15 protein-coding genes and 1 tRNA gene are annotated in these 21165 nt (G+C 61.8%); 13 read left to right on the forward strand and 3 right to left on the reverse strand.

All coding sequences use genetic code 11. From position 1 onward, the window contains the following. Positions 1–139: 139 nt before the first annotated feature. From K8U03_14490 to K8U03_14500, 3 genes are all read left to right on the forward strand, one after another. Positions 140–1444, forward strand: coding sequence for a hypothetical protein (locus tag K8U03_14490; protein MCE9606102.1), 1305 nt, complete (start codon positions 140–142; stop codon positions 1442–1444). Continuing rightward, positions 1392–2492, forward strand: coding sequence for a hypothetical protein (locus K8U03_14495; protein ID MCE9606103.1), 1101 nt, complete (start codon positions 1392–1394; stop codon positions 2490–2492). The genes K8U03_14490 and K8U03_14495 overlap by 53 nt, the downstream gene beginning before the upstream one ends. 391 nt (positions 2493–2883) lie before the next feature. After that, on the forward strand, positions 2884–3300 hold the full coding sequence (locus K8U03_14500) for a hypothetical protein (protein MCE9606104.1): 417 nt from the start codon (positions 2884–2886) through the stop codon (positions 3298–3300). 13 nt (positions 3301–3313) lie between these two features. On the opposite strand, the gene K8U03_14505 is transcribed toward K8U03_14500, so the two are convergent. Further along, positions 3314–3396 (reverse strand) — tRNA-Ser (locus K8U03_14505). A 365-nt stretch (positions 3397–3761) separates the two neighbouring features. Here K8U03_14505 and K8U03_14510 point away from each other — a divergent pair. From K8U03_14510 to K8U03_14520, 3 genes are all read left to right on the forward strand, one after another. Continuing rightward, positions 3762–5111 carry an ATP-binding protein gene (locus tag K8U03_14510; protein MCE9606105.1) on the forward strand — a complete coding sequence of 450 codons (1350 nt, stop codon included), beginning with the start codon at positions 3762–3764 and terminating at the stop codon, positions 5109–5111. Beyond that, positions 5108–6373 (forward strand): tetratricopeptide repeat protein, encoded by a 1266-nt coding sequence (locus K8U03_14515; GenBank protein MCE9606106.1) that lies wholly within the window; start codon positions 5108–5110, stop codon positions 6371–6373. Before K8U03_14510 ends, K8U03_14515 begins: the two co-directional genes overlap by 4 nt. Positions 6374–6489: 116 nt before the next feature. Further along, positions 6490–6942 carry an SRPBCC family protein gene (locus K8U03_14520; protein MCE9606107.1) on the forward strand — a complete coding sequence of 151 codons (453 nt, stop codon included), beginning with the start codon at positions 6490–6492 and terminating at the stop codon, positions 6940–6942. Between the two features lie 68 nt (positions 6943–7010). On the opposite strand, the gene K8U03_14525 is transcribed toward K8U03_14520, so the two are convergent. After that, a complete protein-coding gene (locus K8U03_14525) occupies positions 7011–8192 on the reverse strand; it encodes an acyl-CoA dehydrogenase family protein (GenBank protein MCE9606108.1) in 1182 nt (393 codons plus the stop codon). Between the two features lie 409 nt (positions 8193–8601). Between K8U03_14525 and K8U03_14530 the strand changes: the two genes are divergently transcribed. From K8U03_14530 to K8U03_14555, 6 genes are all read left to right on the forward strand, one after another. Continuing rightward, the gene (locus K8U03_14530) at positions 8602–10053 is read left to right on the forward strand and encodes a hypothetical protein (protein MCE9606109.1); all 1452 of its coding nucleotides are present in this window, start codon (positions 8602–8604) and stop codon (positions 10051–10053) included. Positions 10054–10304: 251 nt separating this feature from the next. Beyond that, the gene (locus tag K8U03_14535; GenBank protein ID MCE9606110.1) at positions 10305–12665 is read left to right on the forward strand and encodes a HEAT repeat domain-containing protein; all 2361 of its coding nucleotides are present in this window, start codon (positions 10305–10307) and stop codon (positions 12663–12665) included. Positions 12666–13137: 472 nt separating this feature from the next. Next, the gene (gene tkt, locus K8U03_14540; GenBank protein MCE9606111.1) at positions 13138–15177 is read left to right on the forward strand and encodes a transketolase; all 2040 of its coding nucleotides are present in this window, start codon (positions 13138–13140) and stop codon (positions 15175–15177) included. A gap of 4 nt (positions 15178–15181) precedes the next feature. Continuing rightward, the gene (locus tag K8U03_14545; GenBank protein MCE9606112.1) at positions 15182–15409 is read left to right on the forward strand and encodes a CPXCG motif-containing cysteine-rich protein; all 228 of its coding nucleotides are present in this window, start codon (positions 15182–15184) and stop codon (positions 15407–15409) included. Positions 15410–15532: 123 nt separating this feature from the next. Next, positions 15533–15712, forward strand: coding sequence for a hypothetical protein (locus K8U03_14550; protein MCE9606113.1), 180 nt, complete (start codon positions 15533–15535; stop codon positions 15710–15712). Beyond that, the gene (locus K8U03_14555) at positions 15709–16158 is read left to right on the forward strand and encodes a type II toxin-antitoxin system VapC family toxin (protein MCE9606114.1); all 450 of its coding nucleotides are present in this window, start codon (positions 15709–15711) and stop codon (positions 16156–16158) included. The genes K8U03_14550 and K8U03_14555 overlap by 4 nt, the downstream gene beginning before the upstream one ends. Positions 16159–16186: 28 nt before the next feature. On the opposite strand, the gene K8U03_14560 is transcribed toward K8U03_14555, so the two are convergent. Beyond that, on the reverse strand, positions 16187–17707 hold the full coding sequence (locus K8U03_14560; GenBank protein MCE9606115.1) for a PAS domain S-box protein: 1521 nt from the start codon (positions 17705–17707) through the stop codon (positions 16187–16189). Between the two features lie 291 nt (positions 17708–17998). Between K8U03_14560 and K8U03_14565 the strand changes: the two genes are divergently transcribed. After that, a complete protein-coding gene (locus tag K8U03_14565) occupies positions 17999–21142 on the forward strand; it encodes a c-type cytochrome (protein ID MCE9606116.1) in 3144 nt (1047 codons plus the stop codon). Positions 21143–21165 lie beyond the last annotated feature (23 nt).

Raw genomic sequence — 21165 nt, forward strand, 5'->3', positions numbered from 1 at the left:
AGCTCGTTGGGCTATCGACCCCCGGCACCCGAGGCCGTTCAAGCTTGGTCTTTTCGCTACGCTGCGCTCCGCGAAAAGACCAAGCTTGATTCTTGAAGAAACTAACGCAACACTTGGTATCACGCGTGGGGGCAGGTCAGTGCCGTCGCAAAAGTACGACGTCATTCACTACCTTCGCGAAACCTATCTCAAGCCGCACAATCCGTCGCAGTTTGTGCCGATCGACGACGCTTACCTTGCACGACTTCCCGTCGGCAACACGCGCGGACCCGAGCCGAGCAAGATCGAGCCGTGGAGCGCGATGGACTACGGTCCCAATCTAACGCACACCTACGAAGTGCCGGGTGCGGCCCCGAACTTGGCATATAAGGGAATCGCCGTGCGACTCGATCCCGGCTCCGGCGGCATTTCGCGCGGTCGACATTGGATGCTGTACGACGCAGACACGCTGCGCGTCGCCGCGGCTTGGAGCGCCGCCGGTCAGGAAAGCAACTTCATCGATTGGCGCGGCATTCAGTTGAACGGTGAGCACAACAGACATCCGCGTCTCGTCGGACCGATCGCGCTGGCCAACTCCTTCGGGCCAGGATGGGGAGATGCGACCGGCTCGTTTCGTGACGACCGTCGGGTCGAGGGACGCGATGGTCGACGCTATGGCCCGCTACCGCGCGACTGGGCCAAGTTTCGCGGGCTGTACCATCACGGGCAACAAGTCGTGCTGTCCTATAGCATAGGTTCGACCGGCGTGCTTGAGCTGCCGCGGGTGCTTAGCGCCGACGAATCGTCGCATGGCCCGATCTTTCTGCGCACGCTCAACATCGGGCCGCGCGACCGCGATCTGGTGCTCCAGATCGCCGAGCATCCGACGGCCGATGCGCAGCTCTCGGAGATCGCCGACACACAGGACACCGTGGTGCTGTTTGCGCCGTTGAAGTTAGAGCCGTCGAAGAGTTCATCATTCCAACCGCTACGAGCCGGCTTTTCCCCCGCGAGCACGTCGGCAACGTGGATCGCCGAAGAGGGACGATTGCGGCTCCGTATTCCAGTCGGAAAGGAGCCGCTTCGCTTCACGGTCTGGACGACCGCCGTCGCAAAAGAAAATCCGGCTGCGGTCGCGAAGTCGCAGCCGAGCGAATGGCTCGACGTCGTTCCCGAGTCGGATTTGGATTTGCAACCGCTGACGCAAGGGGGCCCGCCGCACTGGCCGCAGAAGCTGCAAGCCCAAGCCGCGATCGGCTCCGACGTCGGCCCGTTCGCTGTCGACGTGTTGACCGCACCGACGGCGAATCCCTGGTTGGCGCAAATGCGGTTCACCGGCCTCGACTTTTTCCCCGACGGCCGCATCGCCGTCTGCACCTGGGACGGCGACGTCTGGTCGGTCGAAGATTCACGTGATCTGTCGCGATCAACTCGCCGTGCTGCACGATCTCAACGGCGACGGTGAAACCGATTTTTACGAGTGCTTGAACAACGATCACCAAGTCACCGAGCATTTCCACGAATTCGCCATGGGACTACAGACGGACGCCGCCGGAAATTTCTATTATGCCAAGTCGGGACGACATGCGTTGCCGGCCGTCGTGCCGCATCACGGCACGTTATTGCGAGTCAGCCGCGATGGTTCGCAAACGGACATCTTGGCGAACGGATTTCGCGCTGCGAACGGCGTCTGCCTCAACCCGGACGGTTCGTTCGTAGTCACCGATCAAGAGGGATTTTGGAACCCGAAGAATCGCATCAACTGGGTTACGCTCGCACCGTCGGGCAAGCCGAAGTTCTACGGCAACATGTTCGGCTATACCGACGTGACCGACTCTTCCGACGCGGCGATGGAGCCGCCGCTCTGCTGGATCACCAACGCCTTCGACCGCTCACCGGCCGAGCTGCTGTGGGTCGAAAATAATCGCTGGGGGCCGCTCCAAGGGTCGCTGCTGAATCTCTCGTATGGCAACGGCAAAGTGTTTCTCGTTCCTCACGAGCGGGTTCGCGGCAAAATGCAAGGCGGGATGATCGCGTTGCCGATGCCGCCGTTTCCCACCGGCGTGATGCGCGGTCGATTTCATCCGACCGAGGGACAACTCTATTTGTGCGGCATGTTCGCTTGGGCCGGCAGCGCGACGCAGCCAGGAGGACTGTATCGACTGCGGGCGACGGGCCGGCCGATTCACTTACCCATCGGGTTGCAGGCGACGAAGTCGGGCATCAGCCTCAACTTCACCGAACCGCTCGATCCCAAGACCGTCGCGGCCGGCAAGGTGCGGATCAAAACTTGGTCTCTCAAACGAACGGCCCAATACGGCTCCAAGCACTTCGACGAAAAACCGCTCGACGTTCGCAGCGCCACGCTCTCGCCGGACCGCAAGACGGTGCTCCTCGACGTGCCGGGCATTCGCCCCACCTGGTGCATGGAAATTAAGTACGAGTTTGGATCCGCCGACGGAGTGCCCGTGCCGGGAGTCATCCACAACACGATTCATGAACTAGCAGACTAAAAGCCACGGCAACGAGATTCCAATGAAAATGTCGTATTCCGACTAGAGGACGGCAAATGGGATTCCCGACTGGAGTCGGAGAAAGCATTCGGCCGATGGCGGGACATCGCCGGCGTCCTCATGAGGCAAGCCGAAAATTCGGGCGAGGATGTCCGGCTGTGGGATGAGGAACACTGCCGCGAGCAGCATGAGAAGAAGTCAGATCTAACGACGAAGGAATCAATCAGATGAATGCATCAGCCAAGAGGCATGTGACGTGCTGTCTGATTGCCGGAGTGGCTTTCGTAAGCTTTCGCCGCCAAGATCCGGGAGACGGTCGATGTAACGGCTCCGAAAAGAATTAGATTATTCCAACGCACCAGCCATGCGATTCGCTCTCGAGACCGTATTGATGAAACAGCTCCTCGCGTCCTTAACCGTTTGTCTACTGACCTGTGCCGCGGCCGTCGCCGACGACCGCGTTTCGTTCAATCATGAAGTGCGTCCGATTTTGTCGGAGAATTGTTTTTACTGCCACGGCCCGGACGCGGCGCATCGCCAAGCCGATCTGCGACTTGATCTGCGAGACGACGCAATTGCAGCCAAGGCCTTTGTTCCGGGTAAGCCCGACGATAGCCGAATCATCGAACGCATTAGTTCCGCCGCCGATGAGCTCATGCCACCGCCGACATCGAACAAAAGCCTGACCGCGCGGGAAAAAGAAATTCTCCGCCGCTGGATCGCCGAAGGGGCCGAGTACGAGGGGCACTGGGCATTGGTCGCCCCTCAATCGCCGCCGATCCCTAAGGTCGAACCCCTTTTGATTTAAGCACTTACTCAAGCGGAGGACATGGGATTCGAACCCACAACCCATTGCTGGGCATCTGATTTCGAGTCAGACCGCTGGCCAGTTCGCTTATCCTCCGGAACCAGAACTCACAATGTTACAAACCTCGGGGGATGAAGACAAGCGAGGTTCGCCGCGACCGCGAACCTCTTGTTTTCCTCGTAATATTCGGCTTTCTCGGCGCTCAAGCAGCAGCGGCGGAAGCGTTTCACAGGCCCACGCCTCCGGCTTCCGTGGCTTGTCTCTTCCGCCGGCGACCTTTAGAACAGCGAATTCGCCTCTCGCCCAAGCTCCTTTTCCGACTAAGATCTCCCCGCGATCGCGTCGGGTTATCTTGCCGGTCGGCGGTTTCGATCGATCGTTTTCCGCGCCCATCGTAAAGTTGCTGCAAGAAGGTTCGTTCGTTCCGCTCACTTCGCTCATAGATCTCGGGAGCCCCGCCCATGTCGTTCGGTTCCGATCCGGTCGGTCCGTTGCGCGAGGCGCTTCGTCTGTCGCCCGACAACGTGCCGCTGCGCCGGCATCTCGCGGCCACGCTCCTGAGCCTGGGTCGGGGGGACGAAGCCGAGGCCGAATACAAGCAAGGCTTGCAGCGGAGCCCGAACGATCCTGCGCTTAAGCTCGGGCTGGCCGAAGTCTTTTATCATCAGAGCAAGAACACGCAATCGCTGGTCGTCGTAGAAGACTTGTTGAAAGCTCCGTCACCGGCCGCCGCCGTGCTGATCCTTCACGCCCGATTGTTGCTGCGTGCCGGCGAAGTGCAACGAGCCGTGCATCAATACCGCCAGGCCATCGACGAAGATCCTGCAGCGGCCGATGTCGGACTCGCTTCGCAGTTAGGAATCGACGCCGATCCGAAGGAAAGCGAAGTCGTCGAAGGGCGCGTGCGGCAATCGTGGGACGACGACGGCGGAGATGCCGAAGCCGATGCGCCGCTCGAACGACCGAAGATCGATTTCGCCGACGTCGGCGGCATGGACAAGCTGAAAGAAGAGATTCGCCTGAAGATCATCTTGCCGCTCGCGCATCCGGAGATGTTCAAAGCCTACGGCAAAGCGGTCGGCGGCGGCATCCTGATGTACGGACCTCCGGGCTGCGGCAAGACGCACCTCGCACGCGCCACGGCCGGCGAAGTGAAGGCCAACTTTCTCGCCGTCGGCATCAACGACGTCTTGGATATGTGGATCGGCTCGAGCGAGCATAAGCTGCACGAACTCTTCGAGCACGCTCGGCGCAATCGCCCCTGCGTGTTGTTCTTCGACGAAGTCGACGCTCTCGGCGCAAGCCGCACCGACATGCGACAAGCGGCCGGACGGCATTTGATCAATCAATTTCTTTCCGAGCTCGACGGCGTGCAATCGTCGAACGAAGGAGTCCTGATCCTGGCGGCGACCAACGCGCCCTGGCATCTCGACACGGCGTTTCGCCGGCCGGGGCGCTTCGATCGAATCTTGTTCGTTCCCCCGCCCGATGCGAAAGCCCGGGCCGAAGTGCTACGCATTCTTTGCACAGGCAAACCGACCGAAACGATCGACCACGAACACCTCGCCAAAAAGACCGAGGGGTTCTCCGGTGCCGATCTCAAGGCGGTGCTCGATATCGCGATCGAGCGCAAGTTGCGCGAGGCCCTTGCGAGCGGCACCATCAAACCGCTGACGACGAAAGACCTCGCAGCGGCCGCGAGCGAAGTGCGCGTCTCGACGAAAGAGTGGTTCGCCACGGCCCGCAATTACGCCCTGTATTCGAACGAAGGGGGCCTTTACGACGACATCCTCAAGTATCTGAAAATATGACGACGGCTCGACTACTGCGCGGGATGCATCTGCTGAACCTGGGCCGCACGGCCGAGGCCGAGCGCGAGTTTCGCGCTGCGCTCGCCGAAGACGCCGGCGATCCGCAGGCCCACGCCTTGCTCGCGCGCTGCTTGTTGGAACGCAAAGAATACGACGAAGCGACGCGCGAAGCCGAGACCGCCGTGGGGCTCGCGCCCGATGCCGCCGACGTTCACTTCGCGCTCGCTCAAGTTTGGCGTGAGCGGCAATATCCGGATCGGGCCGCGCGCTCGGCCGACGAAGCGATTCGGCTCGATCCCGAGAATGCCGACTATTACGCCTTTCGCGCCTTGCTCTATTTCGAGGCCGGTCGTTGGAACGAAGCTCTCACGGCCGCCGAGACGGGCCTGCGCTGCAACTCGGAGCATGTCGCTTGCAACAACTTCCGCGCGATGGCGCTCGTGAAGCTCGGCCGACGAAGCGAAGCGGGACAAACGATCGATGCCGCCTTGGCGCGCGATCCCGAAGATGCGTTCAGCCATGCGAACAAAGGCTGGGCGTTGCTCGAAGCACGCAAGCCCCAAGAAGCGATGCTGCATTTTCGCGAAGCGCTCCGACTCGATCCGACGATGGAATATGCGCGCGTCGGCATCGTCGAAGCGTTGAAGGCACGCAATCCGATCTATGCGTTGTTTCTGCGCTACATGCTCTGGATGTTGAAGCTGCCGTCGCAAACGCAGTGGGCCATCGTGATCGGCGGTTACTTCGGTCAGAAATTTCTCGGTAATCTTGCCGACAATAATCCGGCGCTTGCGCCGGTGCTCTACGTCATCATTATCGCGTATATCGTCTTCGCGATTTTCACTTGGCTCGCTCGGCCGGTGTTCAATCTTTTGCTGCGGCTGCATCCCTTCGGTCGGCTCGCGCTATCGACCGAAGAGATTCGCGAGACGAATTGGATCGGCGGCTACTTCCTTGCCGCGATCCTCTGCTTCGGGCTTTCCTTCATTCCGGACTGGTGGGTAATTCTCCGGCTGCCATCGCTGTGGATCGCACTCTCGACGATGCCGTTGTTCCTCGTGTTTCGCTGTGCCGAAGGCTGGCCGAGAACGACGATGATCTGCGTCGTCGCCGCGCTCGGGATCCTGACCATCATGTGGCCGGCCGCGATCTATACGGCCGAGTTCGATACGGCCGAGCAACTCGCGTCCGTATTCTGGATGATCTTCATCGGCTCGATCTGGGGCGGACAATTGATCGCCGGAGCCCGAGTTCGACGCTAACGCCGCACTTCGCCGAGCCGCCGAAATCGTACCGGTCGCCTCGGCCGGATAGCGGCGGCCTGCGTAGAATACATCGGGCCTTTCCGTTCGACGCATCCCAGCAAGGCACGCGCATCATGGCAACGCTGCAATTCGGCGGTGAAGAACGCTTCGTCGCCCCACCGACGAAAGTTTACGCGCTCCTGACCGATCTCGACGGCCTTGCGGCCAGCATCCCGGACTTGGTGTCGGCCGAACGTGTCGACGAGCGAACGTTGCAATGCACGGTTCGGCCCGGCTTCTCGTTCTTACGGGGCACGATGAAGCTGCGGATCACGCTCGACGATCTCGCGCCGCCGAGCGCGGCGACGCTCAAGATCGACGCACAAGGAATCGGCGTCGCGATGAAAGTCGTTTCGCAGATGCAGATCGATGCCGACGGCACGGGGACGAAGATCGTTTGGCGAGCCGAAGTGCCGGAAATGAAAGGGCTCGTCGCGACGGTGAGCCCGGGCCTCGTCAAAGCGGCGGCGGATCAAGTGATCCGCCACGGCTGGCGACAGATGCACGAGAAACTCGGCGAGGTTTGAAGGCGTTGCCGAGGTTTATACAAGCGTCGGCGCACGATGGTTACGGAACGTGGAACGTGTCTACTACTTTAGGAAAATGCGGCGAACTCTTTGCCCAGCAGGGCTGCGGCGATTTTGAGTTGCATGATCTCGTCGGTTCCTTCATAGATGCGGCAGACGCGAACGTCTTGCAGGTGTCTGCCGACGCGATACAACTCGCTCCACCCTCGGCCGCCGAAGATTTGCACGGCCCGATCGGCCGCATCCCACGCGGCATTGGAAGCGAAGAACTTCGCTTCGGCCACGCGTAGGTCCGCTTCGGAGTGTAATGCTTTGTCGTTGGGGTTTTCGTCGCTCGCTTGTTTCGCCAGCGCCGCGCGCTCGACGAGAGCATCGCTCGCCGCCCGCGCCATTTCGATGTGCGCGACGTGCGCTTGCACGAGTTGATGCTTGCCGATCGGCTTGCCGTGTTGGCTGCGCTCATGGCACCAGCGCAGCGATTCGTCCAAGCAATCTTCGATCACGCCGACGCATCCCGCGGCAACGCTCAAGCGTCCGGAGATCAGCGTTCCCATCGCCACGCGAAAGCCTTCTCCTTCTTCTCCGAGCAAGTTGCCGACCTGCACCGGATGGTCGTTCATCTGAAACATGCCGGTGTTCGCCGTGAACATGCCGAGCTTGGCCGGCATGTCTTCGCGCTCGAAGGTCTCGCCGGCCGTGTCGACGATGAAGGCGCTCATGCGCCGCTCGCGCCCTTCCTTATCGGCCGGATAGGCGAACGCCACGACCGCATCGGCGATCGCGCCGTTCGAGATCAAATACTTCACGCCGTTTAGAAGGAATCGGTCGCCGTCGCGACGATACGTCGTCGTCAGTTCCAAAGGGTTCGAGCCGGCGTCGGGCTCCGTCAGCCCGAACGCAAGAATACATTTTCCTTGCACCGAGGCAGGGAGGTAGCGCTGCTTCTGCTCCTCGTTGCCGAACTTCATGATCGGATACTGGCCGATCGAAGTATGCCCGGAGAAGAACGTTCGGACGCCGGTCCCTTCGCGTCCGAGCCGAGCAAGACACTTTGCATAGGTCGGCGCATCGGCACCCCGACCGCCGTACTTCGTCGGCACCGGAATGCCGAGAATCTGAAAGCGATGGGCCAGCGGAACGGTTTGAGCGTTAAAACGATGCTCGACGTAACAGAGTTCTTCGGCCGGTCGAAGCTCACGGCAGAAAGAGTCGACATCGGCCAGGACTTGGCTTTGCGAGGCGTGCGGCATAAGGTTTCTCCATCTACCTTAATTGTACGCCTCATCGCTCGCAGGCACGCTACAAGTCCGTTACGAATTCGGGGAAGTCGTTGCCGGCACTTCGGTTGCGCGTCCGAAACGCGAATCCGACATCCGACCCGCCACGGTAATTTCGCCTCTTCAAACACGTAGCTAGCGGAAGCGCAGACAAGAAACTTGACATGGCCCGGAATCGCCTGCTAGTCTAAAATGTAAATCGTTAGTAGCATTAGAGTTAGTCGGGATAGCGTCAGGAAACGTCCGCTCGTTTCGAGAACTTCGCTCGTCGTCGCGCTAGCGCGTCGCGAAGTATGTTTGGTTGGTGATCGCGCCGTGCACTTCATCGCCGCGGCCCGATCGTTCGTGCATGCCCCACATCTATCTGTTCAGGATCGTCCTCATGCCGGTATCGCCGCGCCGCTGTTTTTCCTTTGCTCGCGAACATTGCCTTGCGATGGCGGTAGGTTTTGCGCTCGTGGTCGTTTCGGTCTCGGGTCCGTTCGTTGAAGTCGCCGCAGCGCAAGAAGCGGCCGTCGACGCAGCACCGAAGATCATGACGCAAGGGGTGAAGGCCGACGGCTCGACCCCCGCCGACGTGACGAAGTTGATGGAGAATCCCAAGCTTGCCACGCAATTGCGTGCGCTTGTCATCCCGATCTTGAATCAAGGGAAAGCGGCGAGTCAGCAAGAAACCGATAACGTCGATACTTGGACGATCTATCGCATCTCCGAATTAACCTGGCCGCCCAAAGACGCCAAGGACACTCCCGAACAGCGGCGCATGCTCCTCAAATCGCGCGAGCTATTAAAGCTCTCGGGCACTGCACCTCTCCCGGATCTACACGACCGCATCAACGCTACGTTGCTGGCGAACCTTCCGGCGATGATTGCCGACAAAGAGTATTCTCTGGGCGTCCGCTACAACGCGATGCTGCTGCTCGGGCAGCTCGATCGCATCGAGCCGGACGGCGTCACGCAACGGGCCGCCGCACCGCTCGATGCCGCGGAACCGATTCTGATCGGCGCTTCGCAAAGCACGCAACTGCCCGAAGTGTTGCGTGTGGGAGCGTTCATCGGCTTGGCACGCCACACGGAACTGCAACTCGGCGGCGCCAATCGTCCGGCCATTGCGGCCGAGGCGCTGAAATACCTCACCGCCACGGCCTTACCTGCCGGAATCTCGCAAAACGGCCTGCATTGGCTCCGAAAGCTCTCGATGCAGATCGTGATGGGCCTGTCGACGAAAGGGAGCGACGTCAATCGACCGGAATTCGTGAAAGCTCTGCAAGCGATTTTGGCGGATGAAAAGCAACCGCTGTTCTTGCGCCGCGATGCCGCCTTGGCGATCGGGCACATGGACCCGAACACGATTGCCGCCGGGGCGAAGCCGGAAGATGTCGTGAAGGCGCTGACCAACCTGACGCTGGCGATCACGAAAGCCGGCTCGCCGCGCGAGAACCCGGAAGCGATCGCCGATCTCACGAAACCGGAAGACGTGTTGCAAACGCCGACCGAAGAGAACAAGAAGGCCTTCGCCGACGCGGTCGCCTACTACTTGAACTGCATCGCGACCGGTCTCGGCGGCCGCAACGAAGCGCGCGGCTTGTTGAAGATCGCCACCGGCGAAACCAAAACGCAAGCGACGACGCTTCTCAACACCTATGTCAACCCGATGGTCACGGCGCTGGGACGATCGAATGCGACCCCAGAGAAACTCGTGAACGATCTCGTAGCGCAGCATACGAAGTTGTCGACGTGGGCCGGACAAAACAAGTTGGCCGCGCCGCCGCCGAATGCCGTGGATCTCAATCAACCGCCCGGTGGCCGAACGACTTCGGTCACGCCGCGGTAGAAGTTGGTCGGAAGCTCTGTCATGATCAGTGGTGGGCAAGCACGGTACTAGGATGGTGCCGCAGATTCGCTCGAGTCGGTTCGTCGTGTCGCACGCGTGCAAAAGGAGTTGCGCCGGTGCCAATGCTTTCGAGATTATCGTCTTCGCGACCATGGCATTCGCCCGCTTGCGATGCGCCGCGCAATCGCCGAGTCGAAAGCTCCCGCGCGGTTTTATTCCCGCACTGTTTATTCTCGCTCTGGGCAGGGAGCGTGCTTGCTCTCTGTTCGCTCTCCGGTTGCGGCTGGTTGCAGAGGCCGGTCGAGATCGTCGCCGATCGCTTCGGCCCGAAGCCGGAAGTCGCCCAGGCCGAAATGGGAACGACTCCCGCCGATGCGGAGCTGTTGGGAAAGAGCGAATGGGTGCTCGCGGCCCCCGATCCGCGGCGGCTGCAAGATCCCACGTTGCCGCGCTACGTGAATCCCGTGCTCGAGCCGATCTTCAACCAACCCGGCCCCGCACGGCTGAACCTGCTGCCGACGCTCGAGCATCCCGAAGCCGTGGTCCGTGCCAACTCCGCGATCGGCCTGGGGCGATGGGGCGACGGCCGAGCGCTAAAGCCGCTCGTCGAAACGGTCGAGAAAATCGAACTGAAGCTGCCGCAGCGCGAGGCCGCGGCCGAGACGCTCGGCTGGCTCACGAAGCCTTCTCCGGTGCCGACGCTGCGCAACCTTCTCGATCGCTTCGGCCGTTGCGATCCGTCGAACATCGCGAACTACTCGCCGGAGCTGCATGCCGCGTTGATCCGCGCGCTGGGGCGGCATGTCGATGCCGCGACCGATCCGCGGTTCGACGAAGCGGTTCGCGCGCCAAGCCTGGGCGCGCGGCAAGAAGCGCTCGCCGCGTGGTCGCGAACCTCGCAGGCCGAGTTGTCGCCCGGCGTCGTCGACTTGCGCGCCGATCCCAATCCGCAAGTTCGCGCCGCGGCGATCGGCATGCTGCTCGCCAAGCGTCATCCCCGCGCGCTCGAGTTCGCGCGCAACGCGATCCAAGACTTCGATTCCGACGTACGCCTCGCGGCGGTCGTCGGCCTCGGGCACCACGGCGGTCCCGACGCCGTGCTGGCGCTCGAACGCGTGTTGCTGCACGAAGGGGAAGTGCTCCGCGCCGAAGCGGTCTTCGCGCTGAACGATCTCGGCGCCTACGACAAAGTATTCGGAGCTGCCGGCGATAAGGCGTGGCGCGTGCGGCGCAGCGTCGCTCACTGTCTGACGAAACATCCGGACGCTCAAGGAATGGCGCTGGCCCGTCGCTACTTGGCCGACGATAGCGGCGAAGTTCGCAAGGCCGCGGTCGGCGCCATGGAGCCGTGGCCGTCGACGCTCGCCGGGCCCGTCTTGCTCTCGGCGATGCGCGAGCCGACGTATGAAACTCGTCGACTCGCCGGCGAACAACTCGCGAGGCGCTGGCCGCGCGCTCAAGGCTTTACGCCGGATCTGCCGGCCGACCGGCGCGAGGCGTTCGTCCTCGAATTAGAAGACGCTTGGGACGTCGAGTTCGGCGTCACGAATCACGCCGCGCTCCTCACCGCCTCTCAAGGCCCGGCTCCGTCGATGGCATTGGCGCTCACGCCGCAACGGCTCGACCAATTGCAACGTGCGGTGGAAGAACTCAACCGCGCGGCGGGCTCCGCTTCCGGCGGCTCTTCGTCGAGGGCCTTAGCGACGTTGGAAACATTCGGCACCGACTTGGTCGATGCGCTGGAGCGGCTGCTGCTCGAGCGCGAAGTGTTGATTCCGGACGCCGTCTATCGCCAGGTGCTGCCTACGAAGGGTCCGGCGTTCGCGGCCGTCGATGCGCTGGCAACGCCCGAAATCAACGACCGACGACAAGCGGCGGATCGCCTCGCAGCCTTAGCCGAAGAGAATCCGCTCCGGCCGCTGATCGTCGCGCGCATCGCGCAGCTCGGCCGGCAAGAGCCCGACGGCTTGGTGTCGCGCGGTCTGTTCGCAGCCGTTGCTGCCGACGTGAGCGGGCAATCGAGCGAACTCGCGCTGGCCGGCATGTCGCATCTTTCACCCGAGGTGCGCCGGATGGCGTGCGAACATTTCGGCAAACACCCCGACGCCCGCTATGCCGCGCCGCTGCTCGCCGCGCTCTCCGATCCGCATGTCGGCGTCGTCCTCTCGGCCGTGAAGGCGTTGGGGCATCCCGGGCTCGTCGTCGATCCCGCGCCGGTCGAGCGGCTGCTGACTTCGCGCGATACCAACCTACGCTTCGAGAGTGCTCGCACGTTGTACGTCAACCACACGACCGGCGGCGCAGCGGCCTTCGAGCGACTGGCACACGATGCCGACCCGGAGCTGCGCCGGCGTTCGGCATCGTTCATGGGCGAATCCGGCGACCGAGTCTTTCTGCCGACGCTCATCTCGCTACTCGAAGACGGCTCGCTCGGCGTTCGCAAAACGACGGTCGACGCCTTGGTCGCACTCGTAGGCACCGACGTTACGCGACGCCCCGACGAACCGCTGCCGGCTCTCTCGGAACGAGCGATCCGTTGGCGCGCTTGGTACGAGCAGCAACGGGCCCGCGAGCCTGGGCCGCTCGAAAAAGGGGGGACGGTCATTCGCTGACCTTTCGGTAAGGTCGAGCGGGGCCGCTTGGCAATTGCCGCGAGCGGCAACCTCTTACAGGCTTAGGCTTTGTAAGGTTTCCGTGAAAGGCTGCGGGTTCACGGTAACACCCATTTGACGACCCTCGACCGCTCCCCTAAACTCGACAGGTTCGTGGCCGTAGCGACGGCGGGCCGGAGCGCCGGCAGCCTCGCCGACGGCGCACCTCGAGCACGATTTCGCCCCCTAGCGAACACGTTGCCCATCGCGGCCGACATCCCGCCGATTGCCGGCGGGGCAGGGGAGAGCCGAAGGGTTAGTGGTATGTCGTGCGGGTTGATGAACGCGCGGTTGATGAATAAGAGCAGCCTACTTACGGGAAACTATAGGATCCATCATGTCGATTGAAGAAACGTCGTCCGCCGTCACCTCCGACGAAACCTCGCCGACCGTCGCGCCCAACTCCGCGGTGCCGCACGAAGTCGCCGCCGCCATGGGGATCGAGCACCTGGCGATCAACACGATCCGCACCCTTTCGATGGACGCCGTTCAGGCCGCCAATAGCGGCCACCCGGGCACGCCGATGGCGCTCGCTCCGGTTGCTTACACCGTCTGGCAACAGTTCCTCCGCTACGACCCGGCCGATCCGACGTGGGCCGCGCGCGATCGCTTCGTGCTCTCGTGCGGACACGCCTCGATGCTGCTCTACAGCTTATTGCATCTCGCCGAAGTGAAGCAGTGCGACCACTACGGCGATGTGATCGACGAGCCAGCCGTGCCGATCGAGCACATCAAGAAGTTCCGTCAATTGCATAGCCGTTGCCCGGGCCATCCGGAGTTCGGCGAGACGGGCGGTGTCGAAACGACGACCGGGCCGCTCGGGCAAGGTTGCGGCAACAGCGTCGGCATGGCGATTGCGCAGAAGTGGCTCGCCGCGCGCTACAACAAGCCCGGCTTCGAGCTATTCAACGGCAAAACGTACGTCATCTGCAGCGACGGCGACTTAATGGAAGGGGTCGCCAGCGAAGCGGCTTCGATCGCCGGACACCTTAAGCTCTCGAACCTCGTCTGGTTGTACGACGACAACAAGATCACGATCGAAGGGGACACGAGCCTCGCCTTCACCGAGAACGTCGGCCTGCGCTTCAAGGGCTACGGTTGGAACGTGCTGCATGTGGAGGACGCCAACGAAGTCGCCGCAATCCAGAAGACGCTCAAGCGTTTCAACCAGACGAAGACCGGCCCGACGCTGATCATCGTGAAGAGCCGCATCGGCTACGGTTCGCCGAATAAGGCCGGCTCGCACAAGGCCCACGGTGAACCTCTCGGTGCCGACGAAATCAAGCTCACCAAAGCGTTCTACGAATGGACGCAGCCCGATTTCGCCGTGCCGCCGGAAGTGTACGAACACTTCCGCGAAGGAGTCGGCGCGCGAGGCGCGAAGCTGCACAAAGCTTGGAAGAGCAAGTTCAAGAAATACGCGAAAGAGTTTCCGAAAGAAGCCGATGAGCTCACGAAGATGCATCAACACGAGCTTCCGGCCGACTGGGAAGCGGCCCTGCCGACCTTCCCGGCCGATGCCAAGGGAATGGCGAGCCGTGCGTCGTCGGGTAAGGTGCTCAATGCCGTCGCCGCGAGGATTCCCTGGTTGATCGGCGGCTCGGCCGACTTGGCTCCTTCGACTCTCACGTTCCTCAACGCGGAAGGTTCCGGCGAGTTCGAGCCCGAAAGTTACGGCGGCCGCAACTTCCATTGGGGCATTCGCGAACACGGCATGGCCGCGGCGCTCAACGGCATGTCCCTCTCCGGGGTTCGGGCCTATGGGGCGACGTTCTTCGTCTTCACCGACTACATGCGCCCGTCGATGCGGCTCAGCGCGATCATGAAACAGCCGGTGCTTTACATCCTTACGCACGACTCGATCGGCCTCGGCGAAGACGGCCCGACGCATCAAGCGGTCGAGCATCTGGCTTCGCTGCGCGCGATGCCGGGCATGGTCGTGATCCGGCCGGGAGACGCCAACGAAGTCGCCGAAGCCTATCGCTCGGCGATGAAGTTGAAAGATAAGCCGGTCGCGCTCGTCCTCTCGCGGCAGAACCTGCCGACCTTGGATCGGGCGAAGTACGCAGCCGCTTCCGGTGCGGCCCGCGGCGGCTATGTGCTCGCCGGCGGCGACGCGAAGCCGCAAGTGATTCTCATGGCGACCGGTAGCGAATTGCAATTCGTCGTCGCAGCTTACGAAACGTTGACGGCCAAGGGGATCAAGGCCCGCGTCGTCAGCATTCCGTCGTGGGAGATCTTCGACGAGCAAGACGCGGTGTATCGCGAGAGCGTCTTGCCGTCCGACGTGACGGCCCGCGTGGCTTGCGAAGCAGGAGTCGAGATGGGCTGGAATCGTTACCTCGGCGAGAAGGGCAAATTCGTCGGCATGAGCAGCTTCGGCGCCAGCGCTCCGGCCCCGCAACTGTATAAGCAGTTCGCCATCACGCCGGAGCATGTCGTCGAGGAAGCACTCCAGCTGATCGGCGGCTAAGGCGATGGCCGCGAAGAAACGCCGCAAGCGGAAGTTGCATCAGCCGTCGGTCGCCGAAGAGGCGAGCTACGTTTGCGACGCTTGCGGCGAGGAGATCGTGGTGCCGGTCGACATCTCGGCCGGCGAGAGCCAGGAGTATGTCGAAGACTGCCCGGTCTGCTGCCGCCCGAACGTCATTCACGTCGAGTTCCACGACGACGGGGAAGTGCGCGTGTGGGGCGAAGCGGAATAGTCCTTGCATCACGGCATCATGTTGCGATAGCACGATGCTGCTACCACTGAAACTCATCTTGCAGGACTTGGGTAACCGAAATATCTCTTAGATCGTGCGGTCATCGAATCCGAGAATAAGCGTATGAGTACAGTTCCAGATCGTGATAAGCCCGACCTGAAAGCCGTTTTCGACGCTGTTGCCGAAGGTAAGAAGCCGGATCCTGAATTGGTGAAACGGATTCGCGAGCGGTCGGCGGCGCGTCGTCGAAAGTTCGACTACGAGATCTCTCTCGAACTATTACGCGCTGCTCGCGAAGAATGAAGTACGTGCTCGATGCTTCGGTGGCTCTGAAGTGGGTGCTCGACGAGCCCCACGTCGAACGAGCATTGCTGCTCCGCGAAGAATATGAAATCCACCGGTCGATCGAATTGATCGCTCCGGATATTTTCTCCATCGAGATCGCTCACGTGCTCTCGAAAGGGTACCGGCAGGGCAAGTTCTCCGCAGACGAGGCGGACGACTATTTGGCCGATCTGACGACAAGCGCTCCGGTGCTAATGTCGTCGCAAACTTTGCTGCCGCGAGCGTTCCGGATTTCTCAGGAAACGCGAACCGGCATCTATGATGCGCTCTATCTCGCGTTGGGAGAAGCGGAACGAGTGCAAGTCGTGACTGCCGACGAACGGATGGCAAAACTCCCGTTCGACGTCGTGTTCATCGATGACTTTCCGCTTTCGGGCACGGACCCACGGCGCATCCCGAGATAGGAGTGCGTCACATCTGCGCAATCGATCGCTACTGCGACAACTTCGCCAGCAACTCTTTTAGCGTGGCGAGGCTCACCGGCTTCACCAAGTGGTGATCGAAGCCCGAGCGGCGCGACATTTCCAGATCTTCTTCTTGCCCGTAGCCGGTCATCGCGATGAGCCGGGTCGCCGCGTTCTCGGGATGTTGCCTGAGGCGCTGCGCCACTTGATATCCATCGAGCCCCGGCAGGCCGATGTCGAGCAATAGGGCGTCGGGCTTCCGCACGTCGACGGCTCGCAAAGCCGCCGGGCCGTCGTGAACGATTTCGACCGCATGCCCGAGCTTGCGCAACAACATGCCGAGCGTGAGCGCGGTGTCGACGTTATCTTCGGCCAGTAACAGCTGCAAGCCTTTGCGCGGCTCCGGAACGGCTGCCTGAGGTGCCGGCGGAAGCACGACCGCCGTTTCGGCGACGACCGGCAAGCGTACGATGAACTCGCTACCGTGCCCGACCCCTTCGCTGCGGGCTTCGACCTTGCCGCCGTGCATCTCGACGAGTCGCTTGACCAACGTGAGCCCGATGCCGAGCCCACCTTGCGCGCGCTCCAACGAGTTGTCGGCCTGGATGAAGAGATCGAAAATGCGCGGCAGCATTTCCGACATGATACCGGTCCCCGTATCGCGAATGCTCACGATCGCTTCGTTTCCTTGGCGCTCGACGGCCAGCGTAATCTTCCCTCCCGGTTCCGTGTACTTAACGGCGTTGTTCAGCAAATTGCAAAAGACTTGTTCCAGTCGACTCCCGTCGGCCTCGAGCCAAATCGCGGCCGTCGACATGGCGATGGAGAACGCGTGACGCCGTTCTTCGAACTTCGGCGCAATCGTTTCAGCGGCTCGCTCGACGACGTCCTGCAACCGTACGCGGCCGATGCGGAGTTGGATCTTGCCGGCGCTCATGCGCGAGGCGTCGGAGAGATCGCTCACCATCCGTTCGAGCCCGTCGACTTGGCGCTCGATGATCTGCACGGTCTCGGGAGGGTTGCCGCCGTGCTCGAGCTTGATCAACTGCACGGCATTCGCGATCGCCGCGAGCGGGTTGCGCAACTCGTGCGCGAGCATCGCGAGAAATTCATCTTTGCGTTGGTTCTGTTCGGCCATCCGTTCTTCGGTTCGCTTGCGCTCAGTGATGTCGCGGAGCACTTTCGCGAAGCCGCGGAGCTTGCCGGCGTCGTCCCAGAGCGGAGTGACTACGCCGCTCGCCCAGAAGCGGGAACCATCTTTGCGCACATGCCAGCGCTCGTCTTCGGCCCGGCCTTTCTCCTTGGCGGTCGCGAGCTCGAACTCCGGCTGCTCGGAAGCGGAATCGTTCGGCGTGAAGATTTGGCAAAAGTTGTGGCCGAGGATCTCTTCTTCCTTGTAACCCAAGATGCGCTCGGCACCGAGATTCCAAGTGATGATCTTGCCGGTCTCGTCGAGCATGAAAATGGCGAAATCCTGGACCGTGTCCATGAGGATCTGCCAGCGTTCTTGATCCGACCATTGCTCGGCGTTGCCCGGCCTCGTACCCATGTTGCCTCGAAGCGAAAAGAGTAGCTCGACAAATCGATTTTCGATTATAGATGAATGGGGTACGGAGCAAGAGGCGCAGCCCCGATCGCCGATGATTTGCGGGGAATTCCTTTCGCTTTCGTGTTTCGCACCCCGACCGACGGACAGTTGCTTGGCAGTAAATAGGCTACGTGCCGCCACCTTCGGGCAGCACGCGACGTTCTTCGAACGCCTCGGGAGCGACTCTTGCGAAACGAACGCTCGGCGACGACGATAACGGTTCTTCTGCGCCTGTCCGTAAGGAGTTTCCCGATGCCTCGCCGTCGAACCGTCGCCCCGCTGCATGGGGTTGCCGCATTGTCCCTCTTGCTCTGCGCGTTCGCCTGCGCACCGCCGGCTCTTACCATCGCCGACGAATTCCCAAAACCTTACGACAGCGAAACCGATCTCTCGGCCCCGCACATGGACCCCGCCGAGGCTGCGAAGAAGTTTCGCGTGCCCGAGGGGTTTCGCGTCGACGTCTTCGCGGCCGAGCCCGAAGTGATGAACCCGATCGCCACGGCTTGGGACACACGCGGCCGGCTTTGGGTCGCAGAGAATTTCACGTACGCGGAACGTCCGAAACGCTTCGCCGCCGACCTGCGCGACCGGATTCTGATTCTCCCGGATGCCGACGGCAACGGAAAGCCCGATGAGCGCCGCGTGTTTCTCGACAACGTCGAACATCTGACGAGTATCGAAGTCGGTCTCGGGGGCGTATGGCTCATGTGTCCGCCGCAGTTGCTCTTCGTTCCCGATGCCGATGGCGACGACAAACCGGACGGCCCGCCGGTTCCCGTGCTTGAAGGGTTCACGGTACCGCCGGAGAACTTTCACAACTTCGCCAACGGCCTGCGCTGGGGGCCCGATGGTTGGCTGTACGGCCGCGTCGGCGCAAGCGCGCCGGGAATCATACGACGTGCCGACGCTCCGGATGAGTATGCCGTACCGATTCGCGGCGGGATGTGGCGCTACCATCCGCAAACGAAGCAGTTCGACGCCCTCTGCCACGGGACGACGAACCCCTGGGGACACGATTGGGACAAGCATGGCGAGACGTTTTTTATCAATACCGTGAACGGCCATCTCTGGCACATGATTCCCGGCGCGCATTTTCGCCGGCCACACACGATCCACGGGAGTTCGCTCGTTTACGAACCGATGGAGATGCACGCCGACCATTGGCATTGGGACATCGGCAAAGATTGGACCGATTCGCGCAAGCAGGGGGGCGTTCACGATCAACTCGGCGGCGGCCACGCACACGTCGGCATGACGATCTACGGCGGCCTGCAATGGCCCGAGAAGTATCGGGGCGAGCTCTTCACGCTCAACCAACATGGTCGGCGAATGAATGTCGAACGTTTGGAGCGCCACGGCTCGGGCTACGTCGGCAAGCATGAGCCCGACATGCTATTCGCGAGCGATGCTTGGTTCCGCGGTGTCGAAGTAACGTACGGTCCCGACGGCGGCGTGTATCTCATCGATTGGAACGACACCGGCGAATGCCATGAGAACACCGGGGTCCATCGCAACTCAGGGCGAATCTTTAAGGTGACGTATGGAAACCCGAAGCCGGTGCCGGCGCCGGATTTGAAGAAGCTCGACGGAGCGGCACTATGGTCGATCGCCAAAGATTCGCCGAACGAGTGGCTGGCGAGGCAAGCGACCCGAGAATTCGCCAACCGTGCGGCGCGCGATCGGAAGTCGGTGACTCAGATCTTCGACGACGCTTTTACTTCGCAAAGCCTGCGCGGACTTTGGCTCGGTGAATTCCTCCTGCCTACAGACGGTGCGGTCAACCTCGACCTGCTCAAGCATTCCGACGAACACATGCGCACCTGGTCTGTCCGATTGTTGGTCGACAAACTGCCGCTCGACACGCCGACCGCGAAGGTGCGCAGCACTAAGCCGCTGGAGCCGACCGCTTACGCCGCGATCGTGCGCCTTGCGAAGGAAGACAAGTCGGGGCTCGTCCGCTTGGCCTGCGCTTCGGCGCTGCAGCGATTGCCGGTCGAGCAGCGGGTTGCCCTTGCCGATGCGTTGTTGTCGCACGCCGAGGATGCCGACGACGCGAACCTACCGCCGCTCGTTTGGTACGGCTTGATTCCGATCGCCGAAGCTTCGCCGGAGAAGCTTGCGACCACGGCTGCGGAAGGGAAGATTCCGCGCGTGCGTCAATGGATCGCGCGACGCTCGACGGAAGTTCTCGCGAAGAATCCGGCGGCGATCGCAGCCTTGCTCGCGGCGACGAAAGAGAAGCCGGCGGAAGTGCGATACGACGTCGTTCGCGGAGTTCTGCAAGGGCTCGCCGGGCATCGCAAAGCGAAAGCACCCGCGGATTGGAACGCCTACGCCTCGGCGATGACCGCGGCTCCAGCCGACGTGCAGGAAGCGCTCCGGACGATCGGCGTGGTCTTCGGCGACGGCCGCGCGCTCGACGAAGTTCGGCGACTGGCGCTCGACGGCAAGGCCGGCATCGAGCAACGTCGTGCGGCATTGGAATCGTTGATCGAGGCCAAGCCCGACGACTTGCGCCAAGTCTGCGAGTCGCTCTTGAAAGTTCGTTTTCTTAACACGACGGCTTTGGCCGGGCTCACCCGCTTCGACGACCCGACGATCGGCAAGCAACTCGCCGCGAACTATCGGTCGTTCCATGTCTCGGAGCGTTCGGCGGTCGTCGAGGCCTTGGTGTCGCGGCCGAGTTTCGCCGGGTATCTCTTAGAGCAAGTCGCCTCGGGCACGATCCCGCGCAATGAGCTAAGCCCGTTCCAGGCCCGACAAATTCGAGGCTTCAACGACCCCAAACTGTCGAAGCAACTCTCCGACGTTTGGGGCGAGTTGCGCGACTCACCCGACGACAAACGTCAACTCATTGCGAAACTGAAAACCGAACTCACGCCCGTCACTCTCGCTTCGGCCGAGGTGAGCGCAGGCCGCGCGTTGTTCGTGAAGAGCTGCGCTTCTTGCCACCGGCTGTTCGGCTCCGGCGGGCAGATCGGGCCCGACCTCACCGGCGCGAATCGGAAGAATCTCGATTATCTACTGGAAAACATCGTCGATCCGAGCGCCGTCGTGAATAAAGACTTCTTGATGACGATGTTCACGCTCAACGACGGCCGTGTCGTGAGCGGCATCGTGACGAGCGAGAACGAAGAAACTCTAGTCGTGCAATCGGCGCAAGCGAAGCTGACGTTGCTCAAGAGCGATATCGACGAGCGGGCTTTGTCGAAACAGTCGCTCATGCCGGAAGGAGCGCTGCAGCCTTTGAGTGCGGTGCAGATTCGCAACCTCCTGGCTTATCTGATGAGCGAAGTCCAAGCTCCGCTGCCGCCGGAAGCCGGCGCTGCGCCGACAACGACATCGACCTCCGCGATCGAAGGAACGCCCGGGAACAAAGCCGCCGGCGCTAAATAACCGGCGCTAAGTGATCGGCCGGC

It is taken from the genome of Planctomycetia bacterium, from assembly GCA_021413845.1.
In the GTDB taxonomy this organism is placed as follows: domain Bacteria; phylum Planctomycetota; class Planctomycetia; order Pirellulales; family PNKZ01; genus PNKZ01.